Genomic DNA, 16,532 nt, shown 5'->3' on the forward strand with positions numbered 1-16,532 from the left:
CGACGGCGGCGGGAGGCGGCATGGGAGCGGTCGGCGACTCGGCACTGACCACGGCGAGCACGGTCGACGGCGTGCTGCGCCGCACGGCGGCGCGCGCACCGGGCAAACACGCGCTGCGCTTCGGCGACCGGGACTGGACCTTCGCCGAACTGGACCGCGGCGCCACGCGGGTGGCCGCCTGGCTGCTGGGCCTGGGCCTGACCCGCGGCGACCGGGTGGCGTGCTTCGGGCACAACTCCGACGCCTACCTGCTGGCGTTCCTGGGCTGCGCCCGCGCCGGGCTGGTGCACGTGCCCGTCAACCAGAGCCTGCGCGGCGCGGAGCTGAGCTACCTGCTGGCGCAGTCGGGCAGCATCGTGGTGCTGACCGACCCCAAGCTGGCCGGGCGTGTCGAGGAGATCCGCTCGGAGATCCCCGCGCGCGACGTGCTGGCGCTGCGCGGCGCCGAGGAGTCGGTCCTGGAGGTCGCGCGCGACCCCGACGCCCCCGAGGAGCTGATCACCGACGTCGCCGACACCGACCTGGTGCAACTCCTCTACACCTCGGGCACCACGTCCAAGCCCAAGGGCGCGATGATGACCCACCGCGCGCTGGTGCACGAGTACGCCAGCTGCCTGCACGCGCTCGACATCGGTCCGGGCGACCGCATGCTGCACGCGCTGCCGCTGTACCACTCGGCGCAGATGCACGTGTTCCTCATGCCGGCGCTGGCGGCGGGCGCCTACAGCGAGATCGTGGAGGCGCCGGAGCCCGGCGACATGCTGCGGCGGATCGAGGCCGACGGCATCACGTCGTTCTTCGCGGCCCCCACGGTGTGGGCGGCCATGGCCAACCACGCCGACTTCGCCACGCGCGACCTGTCGGGGCTGCGCCGGGCCTACTACGGGGCCGCCATCATGCCGGTGCCCGTGCTGGAGCGGATACGGGCGCGGCACCCGGGGATCGGCTTCTACAACTGCTTCGGGCAGAGCGAGATCGGCCCGCTGGCCACGGTGCTGCGGCCCGAGGAGCACGTCGAGGGGCGCATGGAGTCCTGCGGGCGGCCGGTGCTGTTCGTGGAGGCGCGGGTGGTCGACGACCAGGGCGCCGAGGTCGGGCCGGGCGAGCGCGGCGAGGTGGTCTACCGGTCGCCGCAGCTGTGCGAGGGGTACTGGGACAAGCCCGAGGAGACCAAGGAGGCGTTCCGCGACGGCTGGTTCCGCTCGGGCGACATCGCGCGGCGCGACGCCGAGGGCTACTTCACGATCGTGGACCGGGTGAAGGACGTCATCAACACGGGCGGGGTGCTGGTGGCGCCCCGGGAGGTCGAGGACGTCGTCTACCAGCACCCGGCGGTGGCCGAGGCGGCGGTGATCGCCGTCCCCGACGAGCGGTGGGGCGAGGCGGTCACGGCCGTGGTGGTGCTCAAGGAGCCGGTGGCCGAGGAGGAGCTGATCGAGTTCGTCCGCGCCCGGCTGGCCGGTTTCAAGACCCCCAAGCGGGTGCACGTCGTCGACGACCTGCCGAAGAACGCGAGCGGCAAACTCCTCAAGCGCGTTCTCCGCGAGCGGTTCCGCTGAGCGCGCGGAGTGGGCGGTGCCGACGGCGCAGCCGACCCGCACCGCCCGCGCAGCAAGCGAGGCGGCACCGCGAGCCAGACGACACCGGCGGTTCCGCTGAGCGCGCGGAGTGGGCGGTGCCGACGGCGCAGCCGACCCGCACCGCCCGCGCAGCAAGCGAGGCGGCACCGCGAGCCAGACGACACCGGCGGTTCCGCTGAGCGCGCGGAGTGGGCGGTGCCGACGGCGCAGCCGACCCGCACCGCCCGCGCAGCAAGCGAGGCGGCACCGCGAGCCACACCACACCGGCGGTTCCGCTGAGCGCGCGGAGTGGGCGGTGCCGACAGCGCAGCCGACCCGCACACTCCAGGTTGTGAGCGACGCGAAACCGTCGCTTACCGGCAATTCCCGCCAACACCGCCACCACGACATAGCCTGCGGGTATGCGTATTGTCATCGCCGGAGGACACGGCAAGATCGCGCTGCGGCTCGAACGCCTGCTGGCCGCGCGCAACGACACACCCGTCGGGCTGATCCGCAACCCCGACCACGCGGCCGACGTCGAGGCGGCCGGGGCCGAGCCCGTGGTGATCGACCTGGAGAACACCACGGTCACCCAGCTCACCGAGAAGGTCATGGGCGCCGACGCCGTGGTGTTCGCCGCGGGCGCGGGCCCCGGCAGCGGGGCGGCCCGCAAGGCGACCGTCGACCGCGACGCCGCTCGCCTGCTGGCCGACGCCGCCTCCCTGGCGGGGGTGCGCCGCTACATCATGGTCTCGGCGATCGGCGTGGACGACGGCCCCGCGCCCGGCTCCGACCCGGTGTGGGCGGCCTACGTCGAGGCCAAGCGCGCCGCCGACGACGACCTCCGCCAGCGCAGCCTGGAGACCGACTGGACCATCCTGCGCCCCGGACGCCTGACCGATGACGCGGGAACCGGAAAGGTGTGGCTCGCGCCCAAGGTAGAGCGGGGCGAGGTCGCACGGGAGGACGTCGCCGCGGTCATCGTCGCGCTGCTCGACGAGCCTGCCACCATCGGCCAGGTTCTGGAGCTGGTCGGCGGGACCACCCCGATTGCCGAGGCGGTGCGGGCCGTCGGAGCGTAGTAGCCGTTCACGGGGTCTTCTGGCTTGAAGTCCCCATACAGGGCATCATGGGTGCGAACGGCCCGGCGGGCCAACTCCTCGACGGACGTGGATGGTGGGGCAACGCTCAACGGGCAGGCGAGCGCCGCAGAGAGCAGATAGGTACGGTTGACAAATGAGCGTCACGCAGGTCGTGAGGGACAGCACCGTCGTCGAGCACGCGAAGGTCGCCGCGCAGCAGAAGCGGAAGATGTTCATCGTGCAGTTGGACGTCAACGCCTATGACGAGGCGTCAAGCAAGGTCCGGCCCGGCCTGACCCGCATCCTGGAGGGCATCGAGGACGCCGGCTGGCGGCTGGACCAGACCGCGCCCAGCACCGGCGCCGAGGGCGAGGCCGCGCGGCTGTTCATCTTCCGCCCCGACCCCGAGGCGGCCGAGGGCTCCTCGTCCGGCTCGGGCCAGGAGAGCAAGGACCGGTCCGCGCAGCAGCAGGCGTCGGCGCAGCCGACCAACACCGGCGGCCAGCCCCAGCAGGACCCCTACGCCGGCTACCAGTACCAGACCGGCCAGCAGTACAGTCAGGGCTACCAGCAACAGCAGCAGTACCCGGGCTACGGCCAGCAGCAACAGCAGTACCCCGGTTACGGTCAACAGCAGCAGCCCGGTTACGGTCAGCAGCAGCCGGGCTATGGGCAGCAGTACCCCGGCTACGGCCAGCAGGGCTGGTAATCTGCCCCGTTTCCCCGCGCCCGGCTGAGGCCGCGCGGCGGGGACGCTGAGAGCCCGACCCGGCCCAACACGACACGGCAGCGGCCCGCGCGCATTCGCGCGCGGGCCGCTGCCGTGTGCGCGCTCCGTGACGGCCGCGCGGGGCGCCGGGGCCCGGCCGAGGGCTCCCCAGGGGGCGCACCCTCTGCCCCGATCTGCGTAGAAGCGCCGCATCTCCGCAGCTCAGCGCCAAAACAAACTCCCGCCTTTTGCCCGTAATAACGTGACGCGCTGTAGTGACTACGTTAGGTTACTTGGCGCGGGCGGTTTTCCGCCCCGGCCAAGCTTGCCGAGCTTTCTCCGAGAGGATCGACTATGAAGCGCATCGCCACGGTCTCCGGTCTCATCGCCGCCACCGCCCTCGCCCTGGGTGCCATGACCGGCACCGCCGCCGCCGACAACAACGCCGAGGTGCAGAACATCACCATTCCCGTCTGCCTCGACCTCGGCGCCCTGCAGGGCAGCGGCGTGTACGGCGGCGACGGCTGCAACGTCGTGGACGTCCACTCCGAGAAGGGCGTCGGCGTCTCCTGACCCGTCGCACCTCAGACAGGCCCGAGCGGGCGCCCGCTCGGGCCTGTCGCCGTACTTGGGGCGCCGCACCGCCCGGCCTCCGGCGCGCCGGGACCCGCGGCCGAGAGTGCGCCGGCTACTCGGGGAGGTGGCAGACGGCCTCGATGCTGACGCCGTCGGGGTCGCGGACGAAGGCGGCGTAGTAGGCCGGGTGGTACTCCGACCACACGCGCGGGGCGTGCAGGACCTCGGCGCCGGCCGCCGCGGCCGCCGCGTGGAAGGCGTCGACGGCCGCGCGGTCGGGGGCGCTGAACGCCAGGTGGACCTCCCGCACCTCACCGCCGCCGACGGCCGGGACCAGCCAGAGGACGGGCCGGTCGGCGCCGAAGGCCACCACCGCGCCGTCGCCGAGTTCCACCAGCCGGTGGCCGCCAAGCGGGCGCAGGACGGAGTCATAGAAGGCGGCGCTGACGGCCACGTCCGCGACCTGGAGGGACAGGTGGTCGATCATGGGAGCGAGTGTGGCACCCGCCACCGACAAACCCGGCGCCGCGCCGCACTGACTGACAGAGGGTGTCAGCCACCCGGGGAAGAATCGGCGCCATGTACGAATCACCCGCCGAACTCGCCGAACTCCAGGGGCTGCTGGACACATCGCTGCGCGGCTCGACCGCGCACCTGCGCTCCATCGTCGCCCCTGAGAACACCGCGCCCAACACGCTCAACGCCGAGCAGCTCGCCCGCGCCCTCACCGGCATGTGCACGCTGGCGATCTCCACGGTCACGGCCAAGGGCGAGCCGCGGATCAGCGGAGTCGACGGCCACTTCCTGCACGGCCGCTGGATCGTCGGCACCGACCGCGGCGCGGCCAAGGCCCGCCACCTGGCGGCCCGGCCCGCCGTCAGCGTGGCGCACCTGCGCGGCGAGGCCCTGGGCGTGTTCACCCACGGCCGCGCGGTGCCCATCGCGCCGCCGGACGCCGACGACCCGCAGTGGCCCGAGGTCCTGGACCACCTCACCCGCCACTACGGCAGCAACCCCGTGACCTGGGGAGACATCGTCTACTACCGCATCGAGCCGCACTGGATGGTGGCCTACTGCGCCGACCCCAAGCAGGTCCTGCCCGACACCTAGCCCTATCCGTCGGGGCCGCGGCCGCGGACCGGACCCGGGGGTGGAGCGGGCTACACCCCCGGGGTGGCGCCCGCCGGTGCGCGGAGACGGGTGGCGGCTCCGCTGATCTGCGGCTTTCGCGCAAATAGCGTCTTCTCTTGAACGGACCAACCCCCGGTCCCCCGGTTCAGAGGAGACGGCGCCGTGTCGCCACGCATCCGATCCGCATTCGCCTTCTGCACGGCGGCGGCCCTCGCCGCCGGGCTGGCCGTGCTTCCCGCCGGCGCGGCGGCGGCCGACGACTCCCCCGGCGCCGAGGCGCACGAGGCCGCCGCGCCCACGGCCGAGAACGTGCGCCGCTTCCTCGACGAACGGGTCCCCGAGCTCCTCCGGGAGCACCAGGTCCCCGGCGCGGCGGTCGCGGTGGTGGCCGACGGCGAGCAGGTGCACGCCGGCGGGTACGGCGAGGCCGACGTCGCCGAGGGCACGCCGGTCGACCCCGAGGCCACCTCGTTCCCCATGGCCTCGGTGAGCAAGTCCTTCACCGCGACCGCCGTGCTCCAGCTCGTGGACGAGGGCAGGCTCGACCTCGACGCCGACGTCAACACCTATCTGCCCGAGGACGCCCGGCTGCCCGACACCTACCCCGGGAAGCCCGTCACCCTGCACCACCTGCTCACCCACACGGCCGGGTTCGAGGACAGCGTGGAGGGCATGGCCGCGCCGTCGGCCGAGGGCCTGCTGCCGCTGGCCGAGTACGCCGCCCGGTACCAGCCCGCCCGGGTGTACCCGCCCGGCCGGTTCATCGCCTACTCCAACTACGGCACCACCCTCGCCGGCCTGGTCGTGCAGGAGGTGTCGGGCACGCCCTTCAACGACTACCTGGACCGGCACGTCTTCGGGCCGCTGGGCATGGCCCGCAGCGGGTTCGCCGACCCCGACGAGGCCGGGCGGCGGTTCACCCTGCCGACGCTCTACGCGGACTCTCCGGAGACCACCGCCGCCCCCATGTACGTCAACCAGGGGCCGGCGGGCGAGGGCTGGGCCACGGCGGCCGACATGTCGAGGTTCATGCTCGCCCTGCTCAACGGCGGTGAACTGGACGGCGAGCGGGTCCTCTCCCCGGAGTCCGCCGAGGCGATGCTGGCCCACCAGGCCGACCTGCACCCGGAGCTGACCGGCGCGGGCTACGGCACCTGGGACCGGTTCTGGAACGGTCCCCGCGTGGTGGGCCACAGCGGCGACCTCGACGGCGCCCACAGCGAGTACGCGCTGGTGCCCGAACTGGACCTGGGCGTCTACGTGGTCGTCAACGGCGACGGTGTGGCGGAGAACCCGCTGAAGGACGCCCGCGCCCGGATCGTCGACGCGGTCCTGACCGAGTTCGCGGGCACCACCGGCGCCCCGGTCGTGGAGCCCGCCGCCGACGTGGACCTGGACCGCTACGCGGGCACCTACACCACCACCCGCACCAGCCGGAGCGAGCCCAGCGCCGCCATGGTGGTCATGGACCAGATGTCGGTGGCGGTCACCGGCGACGGCCGCCTGCGCACCACCAACGCGATCTTCGGCGAGCAGTACTGGACGCCCGTCGGGGACGGCGTCTTCCGGTCGGAGCAGGGCGAGCGGCTGGCGTTCGCCGAGCACGGCGGCGAGGTCGCCGGTCTGGGCCTGGACTCCATCCCCTCACAGGACTACGAGCGCCGCGCCTGGTACGAGGCGCCCACGCCGCACTTCGCCGCCGCCGGGATCGCCCTGGTGGTCATGCTGACCGCCCTGGCCTGGCCCCTGACGGCCCTGGTCCGCCGGCTGCGCGGCCGCACCCGCCCCACCCCGGCCGCTGCCCGCGCGGCCACCCTCGCCGCCGGCCTCGCCGTCCTGGTGGTGTTCGGGTTCGCCGGCTACCTGGTCTACCTGCTGAGCAGCGGCTACGCCTTCACGTGGGCGATGTTCACCGGCTCGCCGATGCTCACGGTGCCGATGGCGGTGGCCGCCGTCATCGCGGTCCCGGTCCTGGTCGGGGTGGCCGCCGCGTGGATCCGCGGCTGGTGGACCCTGGCCGGCCGCGTCCACTTCACCCTGGTCGCCGCGGCCCTCACCGTGGTCGTCAACGTCGCGGGGGCCTACGGCCTGCTCTGGACCCCGCCGGTGTAGGCACCGCCTCGGCCGACCGAAGGAGCGGGCGCCCGGACATCCGGGCCGCCCGCTCTTTCCACAGGTTCACCGGTTTCCGCCCGCGGTCGGACGCCGACGGGGAGTCCTGGACCGGACACCTCGGGGGAGGCCGGCGGCCGAGTGCTCGGGTCAGGCCGGGGTGCGGGCCACGCCCACGGGGCAGGTGGCTCCGGTGCCGCCCAGGCCGCAGTAGCCGTTGGGGTTCTTGGCGGCCGACAGGTACTGCTGGTGGTAGTCCTCGGCGAAGTAGAACGGGCCGGCGGCGGTGATCTCGGTGGTGATCGGGCCGTAGCCGTCGCGGGTGAGCACCTGCTGGAAGGCGTCGCGCGAGGACTCGGCGGCGGCCTTCTGGGCGTCGGAGTGGTAGAGGATCGCCGACCGGTACTGGGTGCCGAGGTCGTTGCCCTGGCGCATGCCCTGGGTGGGGTCGTGGCTCTCCCAGAAGACCTTCAGCAGGTCGGCGTAGGAGATCACCCGGGGGTCGAACACCACGCGCACGGCCTCGGTGTGGCCGGTGCGGCCGGTGCAGACCTCCTCGTAGGTGGGGTTGGGGGTGTAGCCGCCCGCGTAGCCCACGGCGGTGGTGATCACGCCGTTGGCGGCGCCCAGCTCCCAGAACCGGCGTTCGGCGCCCCAGAAGCAGCCCATGCCGAACTCGGCGATCTCGCTGCCCTCGGGGTAGGGCGGTGCCAGCGGGGTGCCCAGCACCTCGTGGCGCGGCGGCACGGGCATGGGGGTGTCGCGGCCGGGCAGTGCCTGCTCCGGAGTGACCATGGTCATCTGCTTGCCGAACATGCCTTCAGGCTACCCGGCCGGTCCAACGGGGACCGGGCCAGGGCGGCGCCCGCCCCGGCTGCTCACCCCGCTTCCCCCCGGCCCACGCCCCGGCCGTCGCCCCCGTTCCACCCCCCGTCCGGTCCGTCCCGGAACGGCCGCTTCCGGGCGGTGCCAGCTGATTCACATACTCATGGGATGAATTTTCGCCTACGCTAGCGCGCGTGTCCGATTCCAACCGCGGCATGCTCTTCGGGGCCGGTGCCTACCTGCTGTGGGGTGTCTCCACCCTCTACTGGCCCCTGGTCGCGGCCGCCGGCGCAACCGAGGTCATCGCGCACCGCATGGTGTGGTCGCTGCTGACCGTCCTGGCCGTCCTCGCGGTCCGCCGGCACTGGCGCTTCCTGCTCGGCGTGCTGCGCACCCCGCGCCAGCTCGCGGTGCTCGCGGGGGCCGCGGCGCTCATCACGGTCAACTGGGGCCTGTTCATCTACACCGTGAACAGCGGGCAGACCAGCCAGGCCGCGCTGGGCTACTTCATCAACCCGCTGGTGAGCGTGCTGGTGGGCGTGGTGTTCTTCGCCGAGCGGCTGCGCCGGGCGCAGGTGGCGGCGGTGGTCCTCGGCGCCGTGGCGGTGGCCGTGCTCAGCCTCGCCTACGGCGGGGTGCCGTGGCTCTCCCTGGGCATGGCGTTCTCCTTCGCCACCTACGGCGCCCTGAAGAAGACGGTCCGGCTGGACGGCGTGGAGAGCCTGGCGGTGGAGACCCTGCTGCTGTTCCTGCCCGCGGCGGCCTACCTCGGGTTTCTTGAGGCCACCGGCGCGGGCACCTTCACCGGGGTCTCCACGGCCCACACCTGGGCGCTGGTCGGCTCGGGGGTGGTCACGGCGCTGCCGCTGCTGTGCTTCGGCATGGCGGCGCGCCTGGTGCCGCTGAGCATGCTGGGGCTGCTCCAGTTCGTGGTGCCGGTCATGCAGTTCCTGTTCGCCTGGCTGGTGTTCGACGAGGCGATGCCGCTGAGCCGGTGGATCGGGTTCGGAGTGGTGTGGGTGGCGCTGGTGGTGTTCGTGGCGGACATGCTGCGCGCCACCGCGCGGACACCGCGCGGCGCGGAGCCGGGGCAGCGCGCGGACCGCGCGGCGCGCGGCACCGGCCCCGAGCCCGACCCTGAGCCCGAGCCCGACCAGAGGACCTAGGCCCGCAGGGGACGCGTCCGCCACGCGCACGGGGGGGCGGCGGGCGCGTGACGCGCCCGCCGCCCCCGCGGGGATGTCATGTGCCCCGGCTAGGGCTGCCCGGGGCGCGCGGGCGGCCGGTTCGGCGGCTGCCAGGAGCGGGCCCACTCCCCCGCGCGGCCGGCCTCGGGCGCGCCGGGGCGGACCTGCGGGGCCGTGGGCCCCGCCCATCCGGGCCTGGCCTGGCGCGGACCGGCCTCGCCGGGGGCCTCGCCCCTCCGGGGCGCGCCTCCCCGCGCGGCCGGCCCGCCGCCGCTGCCGGCCTGCGGCGCGGCCGGGCCCGGACGTTCGGCGCGCTCCCGGCGCGGCACCTGGTCGCCGGGGCTCTGCGTGCGCTGCCGGGGGGCCTGCCGCGGCGGGGGCTCCGAGCGGTCCAGGTACTCCGGCTGCTCGGGCCGGTCCTCGGCGCGGGCGTGCCGGCCGCGCGGGCGCTCGATCGGCTCGGCCGGGCGCTGTCCCGGTATCTCGGGGGTGAGGCCGTAGTGCTCGTAGACCCGGTCCTCCTGCTCCACCGAGATGTGCTGGTCGATGTCGAAGCTCGGGGCCGACTTGATCTCCGCCTTGGACCACGGCACCTGGAGGGCGTCGTAGACCATCTCCGCGCCCAGCAGCGGCACCAGGTTCTCCCGCGACCCGAACAGGCCGGTCCGCACCGTGATCCACTTGGCTTCATCGGTCTGGTCGTCGTAGTAGACCTGGCCGATCTTGCCGACCGCGGCGCCGTCCCTGTCCACGAGCCGGTGCCCGATCAACCGCTGTGTTCCCATCTGCGCCGCCACGGCGACTCACATCCCCCCGTTGTGCCCCAACGTCCTCGGCGGACGCCCGGCGCACGACCCCGAGCGGCGCCAGCCCGCCAGTGTGCGGATTCCCGCAGGCGAGGGAGGTCATGCCGGTTTTGCCCGGCTATGACCGAGTCCGGACCCGCGCGTTACCCGCGGGCCCCGGAAGACAACGGCGGCCCCGCCCCGCGCGGCGGCGGGACGGGGCCGGAGGCGGCGCGGGCCGGGGTCAGCCCGAGCGCCGCACCACGTAGTCGCACAGCGCCTCGAACGCGTCGCGCGGGGCGCCCTCGGGCAGGGCGGCCAGCTCGGCGCGGGCGCGCTCGGCCCACTCGCGGGTGGTGGCCCGCGCCTCGTCCATGGCCGGGTGCACGCGCAGCAGGCCCAGGGCCTCCTCGGTCTCGGCGTCGCTCAGCGGCCGGCCCAGCAGGGAGTCGAGCCGGGCGCTGCCGGTGTCGCCGGCCTGGGCGGCGCGGCGGGCATAAAGCATGGGCAGTGTGAGGACGCCCTCGCGCAGGTCGGTGCCGGGGACCTTGCCCGACTCGCTGGGGTCGCCGGCGACGTCGAGGATGTCGTCGGCGAGCTGGAAGGCCATGCCCAGCGCGTCGCAGGCGCGGGTGATGGTGCCGGTGACCTCGGGTCCCGCCCCGGCGAACGTGGCACCGAACTCCGCCGACGACGCGATGAGCGAGGCGGTCTTGTCGGAGATCACCCGCAGGTAGTGCTCCAGCGGGTCGGCGCCGTCGCGGGGCCCCGAGGTCTCCAGGATCTGGCCCTGCACCAGCCGGCCGAACGTGCGCGCCTGCATCCGCACCGCCTCGGTGCCGAGGTCGGCCAGGATCTCCGAGGCGCGCGCGAACACGTAGTCGCCGGTGAGGATGGCCACGCTGTTGCCCCAGCGCTGGTTGGCGCTGGGCTCGCCGCGCCGCAGCTCCGCCTCGTCCATCACGTCGTCGTGGTAGAGCGTGGCGACGTGGGTCAGCTCCACCACCGCGGCCGCGCGCGTGAGGTCGGGCACCGTGGGGTCGCCGAAGTGCGACGCCAGGAGCACGAGGGTGGCGCGGAACCGCTTTCCGCCGGCCGACAGCAGGTGCGAGGCGGCCTCGGTGAGCAGGGGGTCGCTCGCGGCGACGGACTCCCGAAGCAGCTTCTCGACCTGGTCCAGGGCCTCCTGGACCTCCTTGGCGAGGCCGGCGTCGATACTCGGCAGAGCGAGGAAATCGCTCGGGACAGCACCGCTCACCTGGGCTCCACATGTCAACGGGCGCGCGATACCCCCTAACCGGACATATCGCGCGCTCTCGGGATGAACAAAACCGACTAGCCAAGTTATCCGACCCGGATAGCGGTGCCAAAGCCACCCACCGGGTCACGGCGGCTACCCCGCGGAGCCCTCCGCCGTGGCCACCAGCGACTCGCCCTGCTCAGTGCCCGGCTGGGGCAGCAGGTTGTCCAGGACCGGGGTCGGGTAGACGCCCAGCACGACGGTCGCGGCGACACCGATCGCGATGGCCGAGCCGGTGAACACGCCCGCGCGGACCACCGTGGGGCCGGTCTCGGCCGGGTCGGCGAAGAACATCAGCACGATGATGCGGACGTAGAAGAACGCCGTCACCGCGCTGCTCAGCACGCCCACCACCACCAGCGGGGCCGCACCCGCCGCCATGGCCGCCTCGAACACCGCGAACTTGCCGATGAACCCGCTGGTCAGCGGGATCCCGGCGAAGGCGAGCAGGAACAGCGCCAGCGCCCCGGCCAGCAGCGGCGAGGTGCGCCCCAGCCCGGCCCACTGGGCCAGCTCGCCCGCCTCGGGGCCGTTCTCGTGCGTGCGCACCAGGGTGACCACGGCGAACGCGCCGATGGTGGTGAAGCCGTAGGCGGCCAGGTAGAACATCGCCCCGGCCAGGCCCTCGGGGCTGGCGGCGACGACCGCCGTCAGCACGAACCCGGCGTGCACCACCGAGGAGTAGGCCAGCAGCCGCTTGATGTCGCGCTGGGTCACCGCGACCACGGCGGCCAGCACCATGGTCAGGATCGCCACCACCCACAGCATGGGCGCCCAGTCGGCCGCCGAGCCGCCGAAGGGCACGTAGAACACCCGCAGCACGGCGCCGAAGGCGGCCACCAGGGTGCACGAGGCCATCAGCGCCGTGACGGGGGTGGGCGCGCCCTGGTAGACGTCGGGCTTCCAGTTGTGGAAGGGCACCGCGCCGACCTTGAACAGCAGGCCCACCGCGACCATGCCGATGCCCAGCAGCAGCAGCGGCCGGCCCCCGCCGTCGGCGAACAGCGGCCCGCCGCCGTCGCGCACCGCCGCCGCGATGTCGGCGAAGTTCACCGACCCCGCGTAGCCGTAGACCATGGCGATCCCGAACAGGAAGAACGCCGAGGAGAACGCGCCCAGCAGGAAGTACTTGACGGCCGCCTCCTGGGAGAACAGCCGGCGCCGCCGGGCCAGGCCGCACAGCAGGTACAGCGGCAGGCTCATGACCTCCAGCGCGACGAACATCGTCAGGAAGTCGTTGGCCGCGGGGAACAGCTGCATGCCCAGCAGCGCGAACAGCACCAGCGGGTAGACCTCGGTGTGCTGCGAGCCCGCCATCACGTGCTCGCGCTCCTCCTCGCTGCCGGGCACCGCCGCGGCTTGGGCCGCGAACGCGCTCTCACCCCGGCGGTTCTCCGCGATGAGCAGCAGGCTGACGAACCCGAGCACCAGCACGGAGCCCTGGAGGAACACCGACACCCGGTCCACCGCGACGCTGCCGAAGGCCAGGGTCTCGCCCGGCCCCTCGGCGGGCAGCGCGCCCACGATCAGGATGCTCAGCACGAACGCGGCGGCGACCGCCGCCAGCGCCAGGCCGAGCTGGACCGGCCGGCGCCGCGCCGTCGGCACGAACGCCTCGACCAGCACGCCGACCACGGCGGCGCCGAACACCACCAGCATCGGCGACAGCAGCCAGTAGTCGATCTGCGGCGGGTTCTCCGTGATGGTCGGTGCCGCCATCACGAGCAACGGTGTACTCACTCGTGGTCCCCTTCTTCCTGCCCGCTCGCGGTGGTCTCGGCGTCGCCGAGCGCCGGTGCGGGGTCGGTGACGCCGACCTGCCGCATGGTCGCGTCGACCGCCGGGTTGATGGCGTCCAGCAGCGGCTGCGGGTACACGCCGAAGACGATCAGCAGGGCGATCAGCGGCGCCACGGCCCAGGTCTCACGGCGGTTGAGGTCGCGCAGCCGCGGCGCCCCCTCGGGCTCCGGGCCGGTCATGGTGCGCTGGTACATCCACAGGATGTAGAGCGCGGCCAGCACCACGCCCACCGAGGCGATGATCGCGGGCACCGGGTGGAACGCGTAGGTGCCGATGAAGACCAGGAACTCGCTGACGAACGGCGAGAGCCCCGGCAGCGCCAGCCCGGCCAGGCCGGCGACCAGGAACACCCCGGCCAGCACCGGCGCGCTCCTCTGCACGCCCCGGTAGTCGCCGATCGCCGAGGACTCCCGGCGCGCGATGAGGAACCCGACGACCAGGAACAGCGCGCCGGTGGCGAACCCGTGGTTGACCATGTACAGCGCGGCACCCGACTGCCCCTGGGAGGTCATCGCGAAGATGCCCAGGGTGATGAACCCGAAGTGCGACACCGAGGTGTAGGCGATCAGCCGCATCATGTCGCTCTGCGCGATGGCCAGGACCGCGCCGTAGACGATGCTGATGAGGCTGAGCACCACCACCGGCCACACGAACCAGCGCGACGCCTCGGGGAACATCTCCAGGCAGTAGCGCAGCATGCCGTAGGTGCCGACCTTGTCCAGCACGCCCACCAGCAGCACGGCGGTGCCCGGCCGCGACGCCCCGGCCGCCGTGGGCAGCCAGGTGTGCACCGGCCACATCGGCGCCTTGATCGCGAAGGCCACGAAGAAGCCGAGGAACAGCCAGCGCGCCGCGGTGGTGTCGACCCCGGCGAGCGCGCCGTCGGGGCCCACCAGTTCGCTCCACAGGAACGTGCCGCCGTAGACGTACACGCCGATCACCGCGACCAGCATCAGCAGGCCGCCCAGCAGGCTGTAGAGCAGGAACTTCACCGCGGCCGCGCGGCGCCGCTCGCCGCGCCCGTAGCGCCCGATCATGAAGTAGACCGGGATGAGCATGGCCTCGAAGAACACGTAGAACAGGAAGACGTCGGTGGCCGCGAAGACCCCGATCATCATCGCCTCAAGGACCAGGATCAGCGCGAAGTAGCCCTTGCCGCGGTCGTCGGCGTCGTCGTTCTCGTGCCAGGCCGCGAGCACGACCAGCGGCACCAGCACCGCCGACATCAGGATCAGCACCAGCGCGATGCCGTCGACCCCGACCGCGTAGTTCACCCCGAACCGGGGGATCCACGGGTAGACCTCGGCGAACTGCAGCCGGTCGCCGCCGGCGGGCGCGAACCGGGCGGCCATCACGGCGACCAGGGCCAGCACGGCGCCGCTGACGCCCAGGGCCGTCCACTTGGCGGCCTGGACGCGCTCGCGCGGCAGCAGGGCCACCACCAGGCCGCCCAGGGCGGGCAGCGCGATGGCGAGGGTGAGCCAGGGGATGTCGGTCATCAGATCCTCACAGCCAGCGTTGCGACGACGATGGCGGCACCGAACAGCATCGTCAGCGCGTAGGTCCGGGCGAACCCGGTCTGCGCGCCGCGCAGCCCGCGCGAGCTGTCGCGCACGCTCGTTGCGATCCCGTTGACCAGGCCGTCGACCACCGACGTGTCGAAGGCCGCCAGCGCCCGGGCGACCTGTTGGCCGGGCCGCATGAGCAGCCCCTCGTTGATGGCGTTGCCGTACAGCTCGTTGCGCGCGGCGGCGGTGACCAGGCCCGCGCGCGGCGCGGTGCGCGGGACCTCCCGCCGGCCGTACATGAACCAGGCCGTGGCCACGCCGGCCACCATCAGGCCCAGCGCGGCCAGGCTCGGCCAGCTGGTGAGCATGGTGGCCATGCTGAACGCGTGGTGGTGCTCGGGCGCGCCGATGGCGGGCTCCAGGAACGCCGCGAAGCGGTAGCCGAACACCAGGACGGCGCCCAGCGCCACCGAGCCCACCGCCAGCACGATCATCGGCACCGTCATCGACGCCGGGGACTCGTGGGGGTGGGCGTCGTCGGCCCAGCGCCGCGTGCCGAAGAACGTCATGATCATGACGCGGGTCATGTAGAACGCGGTCAGCCCGGCGCCCAGCAGGGCCGCGGCGCCGAACACCGTGCCCGCGGCGCCGCCGCTGTCGAAGGCCGCGGCGATGATGCCCTCCTTGGTCCACCACCCCGACAGCAGCGGGAACCCGATGATGGCGAGGTAGCCCAGGCCGAAGGTGGCGAAGGTGACGGGCATGGCCGTGCGCAGTCCGCCGTAGCGGCGCATGTCGACCTCGTCGTTCATGCCGTGCATCACCGAGCCGGCGCCCAGGAACAGCCCGGCCTTGAAGAACCCGTGGGTGATCAGGTGGGCGATGGCGGCGGCGTAGCCGATGGGGCCCAGGCCGGCGGCCATGGTCATGTAGCCGATCTGGCTCATGGTGGAGCCGGCCAGCGCCTTCTTGATGTCGTCCTTGGCGCACCCGATGACCGCGCCGGCCAGCAGCGTGGCCGCGCCGACGATGGCGACGGTGAGCTGGGCGGCGGGCGCGGCCTCGAAGACGGCGCCCGAGCGGACGATCAGGTAGACGCCCGCGGTGACCATGGTCGCCGCGTGGATCAGCGCCGAGACCGGGGTGGGGCCCTCCATGGCGTCTAGGAGCCAGGACTGGAGCGGCAGCTGGGCCGACTTGCCGCAGGCGCCCAGGAGCAGCAGCAGGCCGATGGCGGTCATCAGGCCCTGGCCGGCCTCGCCCGCCGCGCCGAACACGTCGTGGAAGGCGACCGTGCCGAACGTGGTGAACATGAGCATGATCGCGATGAGCAGGCCCATGTCGCCGACGCGGTTGACCAGGAACGCCTTCTTCGCGGCGACCGCCGCGGAGTCCTTGTGCTGCCAGAAGCCGATCAGCAGGTAGGACGCCAGGCCCACGCCCTCCCAGCCCAGGAACAGCAGCGCGTAGTTGTCGGCGAGGACCAGGACCAGCATCGCCGCCACGAACAGGTTCAGGTAGGCGAAGAACCGGCGGCGCCGGTCGTCGTGGGCCATGTAGCCCACCGAGTAGATGTGGATGAGGGAGCCGACCCCGGTGATCAGCAGCGCGAAGCTGATGGACAGCGGGTCCAGCAGCAGGCCCACCTCGGCGTCGAACCCGCCGACGGAGAACCAGGTGTAGACGGGGACCGCGTAGCTCCGCTCCTCGGGCGGGGCGCCCAGCATCTGCAGCAGCGCCGCCACGGCCCACCCGAAGCTCGCGAGCGGCAGCGCCACCGCGAGCCAGTGGCCCCAGGCGTTGGTCCGGCGCCCGCCCAGCAGCAGGATCGCGGCACCGACCAGCGGGAGCGCGATCAGCAGCCAGGAGTTCTCCAGGACCGCCCCGCCGGCCTCGGTGGTGACGGCGTGCGCGTGCTGCTCGGCGGCGAGGGTTAGTTGAGACACAGCCACGTC

General features: G+C 73.1%; 14 protein-coding genes. 7 read left to right on the plus strand and 7 right to left on the minus strand.

The genetic code is table 11. The annotated features are described in order from the left end of the window. Positions 1 to 20: 20 nt before the first annotated feature. From HNR12_RS13070 to HNR12_RS13085, 4 genes are all read left to right on the plus strand, one after another. Entirely contained in the window at positions 21 to 1,559 is a 1,539-nt protein-coding gene (locus tag HNR12_RS13070) for a fatty acyl-CoA synthetase (protein ID WP_179767744.1), read from the plus strand. Positions 1,560 to 1,981: 422 nt separating this feature from the next. After that, positions 1,982 to 2,644, plus strand: coding sequence for an SDR family oxidoreductase (locus HNR12_RS13075; RefSeq protein WP_179767745.1), 663 nt, complete (start codon positions 1,982 to 1,984; stop codon positions 2,642 to 2,644). A gap of 154 nt (positions 2,645 to 2,798) precedes the next feature. Next, on the plus strand, positions 2,799 to 3,353 hold the full coding sequence (locus HNR12_RS13080; RefSeq protein WP_179767746.1) for a hypothetical protein: 555 nt from the start codon (positions 2,799 to 2,801) through the stop codon (positions 3,351 to 3,353). A gap of 354 nt (positions 3,354 to 3,707) precedes the next feature. Then, positions 3,708 to 3,926: a hypothetical protein gene (locus tag HNR12_RS13085; RefSeq protein ID WP_179767747.1), complete on the plus strand. Its 219-nt coding sequence runs from the start codon at positions 3,708 to 3,710 to the stop codon at positions 3,924 to 3,926. Positions 3,927 to 4,041: 115 nt separating this feature from the next. Here the strand turns inward: HNR12_RS13085 and HNR12_RS13090 are convergent, their stop codons facing one another. After that, entirely contained in the window at positions 4,042 to 4,416 is a 375-nt protein-coding gene (locus HNR12_RS13090; RefSeq protein ID WP_179767748.1) for a VOC family protein, read from the minus strand. A 92-nt stretch (positions 4,417 to 4,508) separates the two neighbouring features. Here HNR12_RS13090 and HNR12_RS13095 point away from each other — a divergent pair, with 92 nt between their 5' ends. Together HNR12_RS13095 and HNR12_RS13100 are read left to right on the plus strand one after the other, a co-directional pair. Beyond that, a complete protein-coding gene (locus tag HNR12_RS13095; RefSeq protein ID WP_179767749.1) occupies positions 4,509 to 5,039 on the plus strand; it encodes a pyridoxamine 5'-phosphate oxidase family protein in 531 nt (176 codons plus the stop codon). 183 nt (positions 5,040 to 5,222) lie between these two features. Continuing rightward, positions 5,223 to 7,172: a serine hydrolase domain-containing protein gene (locus HNR12_RS13100; protein WP_179767750.1), complete on the plus strand. Its 1,950-nt coding sequence runs from the start codon at positions 5,223 to 5,225 to the stop codon at positions 7,170 to 7,172. A gap of 150 nt (positions 7,173 to 7,322) precedes the next feature. Here the strand turns inward: HNR12_RS13100 and msrA are convergent, their stop codons facing one another. Next, the gene (gene msrA, locus HNR12_RS13105) at positions 7,323 to 7,988 is read right to left on the minus strand and encodes a peptide-methionine (S)-S-oxide reductase MsrA (protein WP_179767751.1); all 666 of its coding nucleotides are present in this window, start codon (positions 7,986 to 7,988) and stop codon (positions 7,323 to 7,325) included. A 203-nt stretch (positions 7,989 to 8,191) separates the two neighbouring features. Between msrA and rarD the strand changes: the two genes are divergently transcribed. Next, on the plus strand, positions 8,192 to 9,163 hold the full coding sequence (gene rarD / locus HNR12_RS13110; RefSeq protein WP_179767752.1) for an EamA family transporter RarD: 972 nt from the start codon (positions 8,192 to 8,194) through the stop codon (positions 9,161 to 9,163). Positions 9,164 to 9,252: 89 nt separating this feature from the next. On the opposite strand, the gene HNR12_RS27830 is transcribed toward rarD, so the two are convergent. From HNR12_RS27830 to nuoL, 5 genes are all read right to left on the minus strand, one after another. After that, on the minus strand, positions 9,253 to 9,969 hold the full coding sequence (locus HNR12_RS27830) for a PRC-barrel domain-containing protein (RefSeq protein ID WP_217781151.1): 717 nt from the start codon (positions 9,967 to 9,969) through the stop codon (positions 9,253 to 9,255). A gap of 244 nt (positions 9,970 to 10,213) precedes the next feature. Beyond that, positions 10,214 to 11,227, minus strand: a complete 1,014-nt coding sequence (locus HNR12_RS13120; RefSeq protein ID WP_179767753.1) for a polyprenyl synthetase family protein — start codon at positions 11,225 to 11,227, stop codon at positions 10,214 to 10,216. A gap of 135 nt (positions 11,228 to 11,362) precedes the next feature. After that, entirely contained in the window at positions 11,363 to 12,988 is a 1,626-nt protein-coding gene (gene nuoN / locus HNR12_RS13125) for an NADH-quinone oxidoreductase subunit NuoN (protein WP_179770586.1), read from the minus strand. Positions 12,989 to 13,005: 17 nt separating this feature from the next. Beyond that, positions 13,006 to 14,568 (minus strand): NADH-quinone oxidoreductase subunit M, encoded by a 1,563-nt coding sequence (locus HNR12_RS13130; RefSeq protein WP_179767754.1) that lies wholly within the window; start codon positions 14,566 to 14,568, stop codon positions 13,006 to 13,008. Next, positions 14,568 to 16,523, minus strand: a complete 1,956-nt coding sequence (nuoL, locus tag HNR12_RS13135; protein WP_179767755.1) for an NADH-quinone oxidoreductase subunit L — start codon at positions 16,521 to 16,523, stop codon at positions 14,568 to 14,570. The genes HNR12_RS13130 and nuoL overlap by 1 nt, the downstream gene beginning before the upstream one ends. Positions 16,524 to 16,532 lie beyond the last annotated feature (9 nt).

Source organism: Streptomonospora nanhaiensis (assembly GCF_013410565.1).
In the GTDB taxonomy this organism is placed as follows: domain Bacteria; phylum Actinomycetota; class Actinomycetes; order Streptosporangiales; family Streptosporangiaceae; genus Streptomonospora; species Streptomonospora nanhaiensis.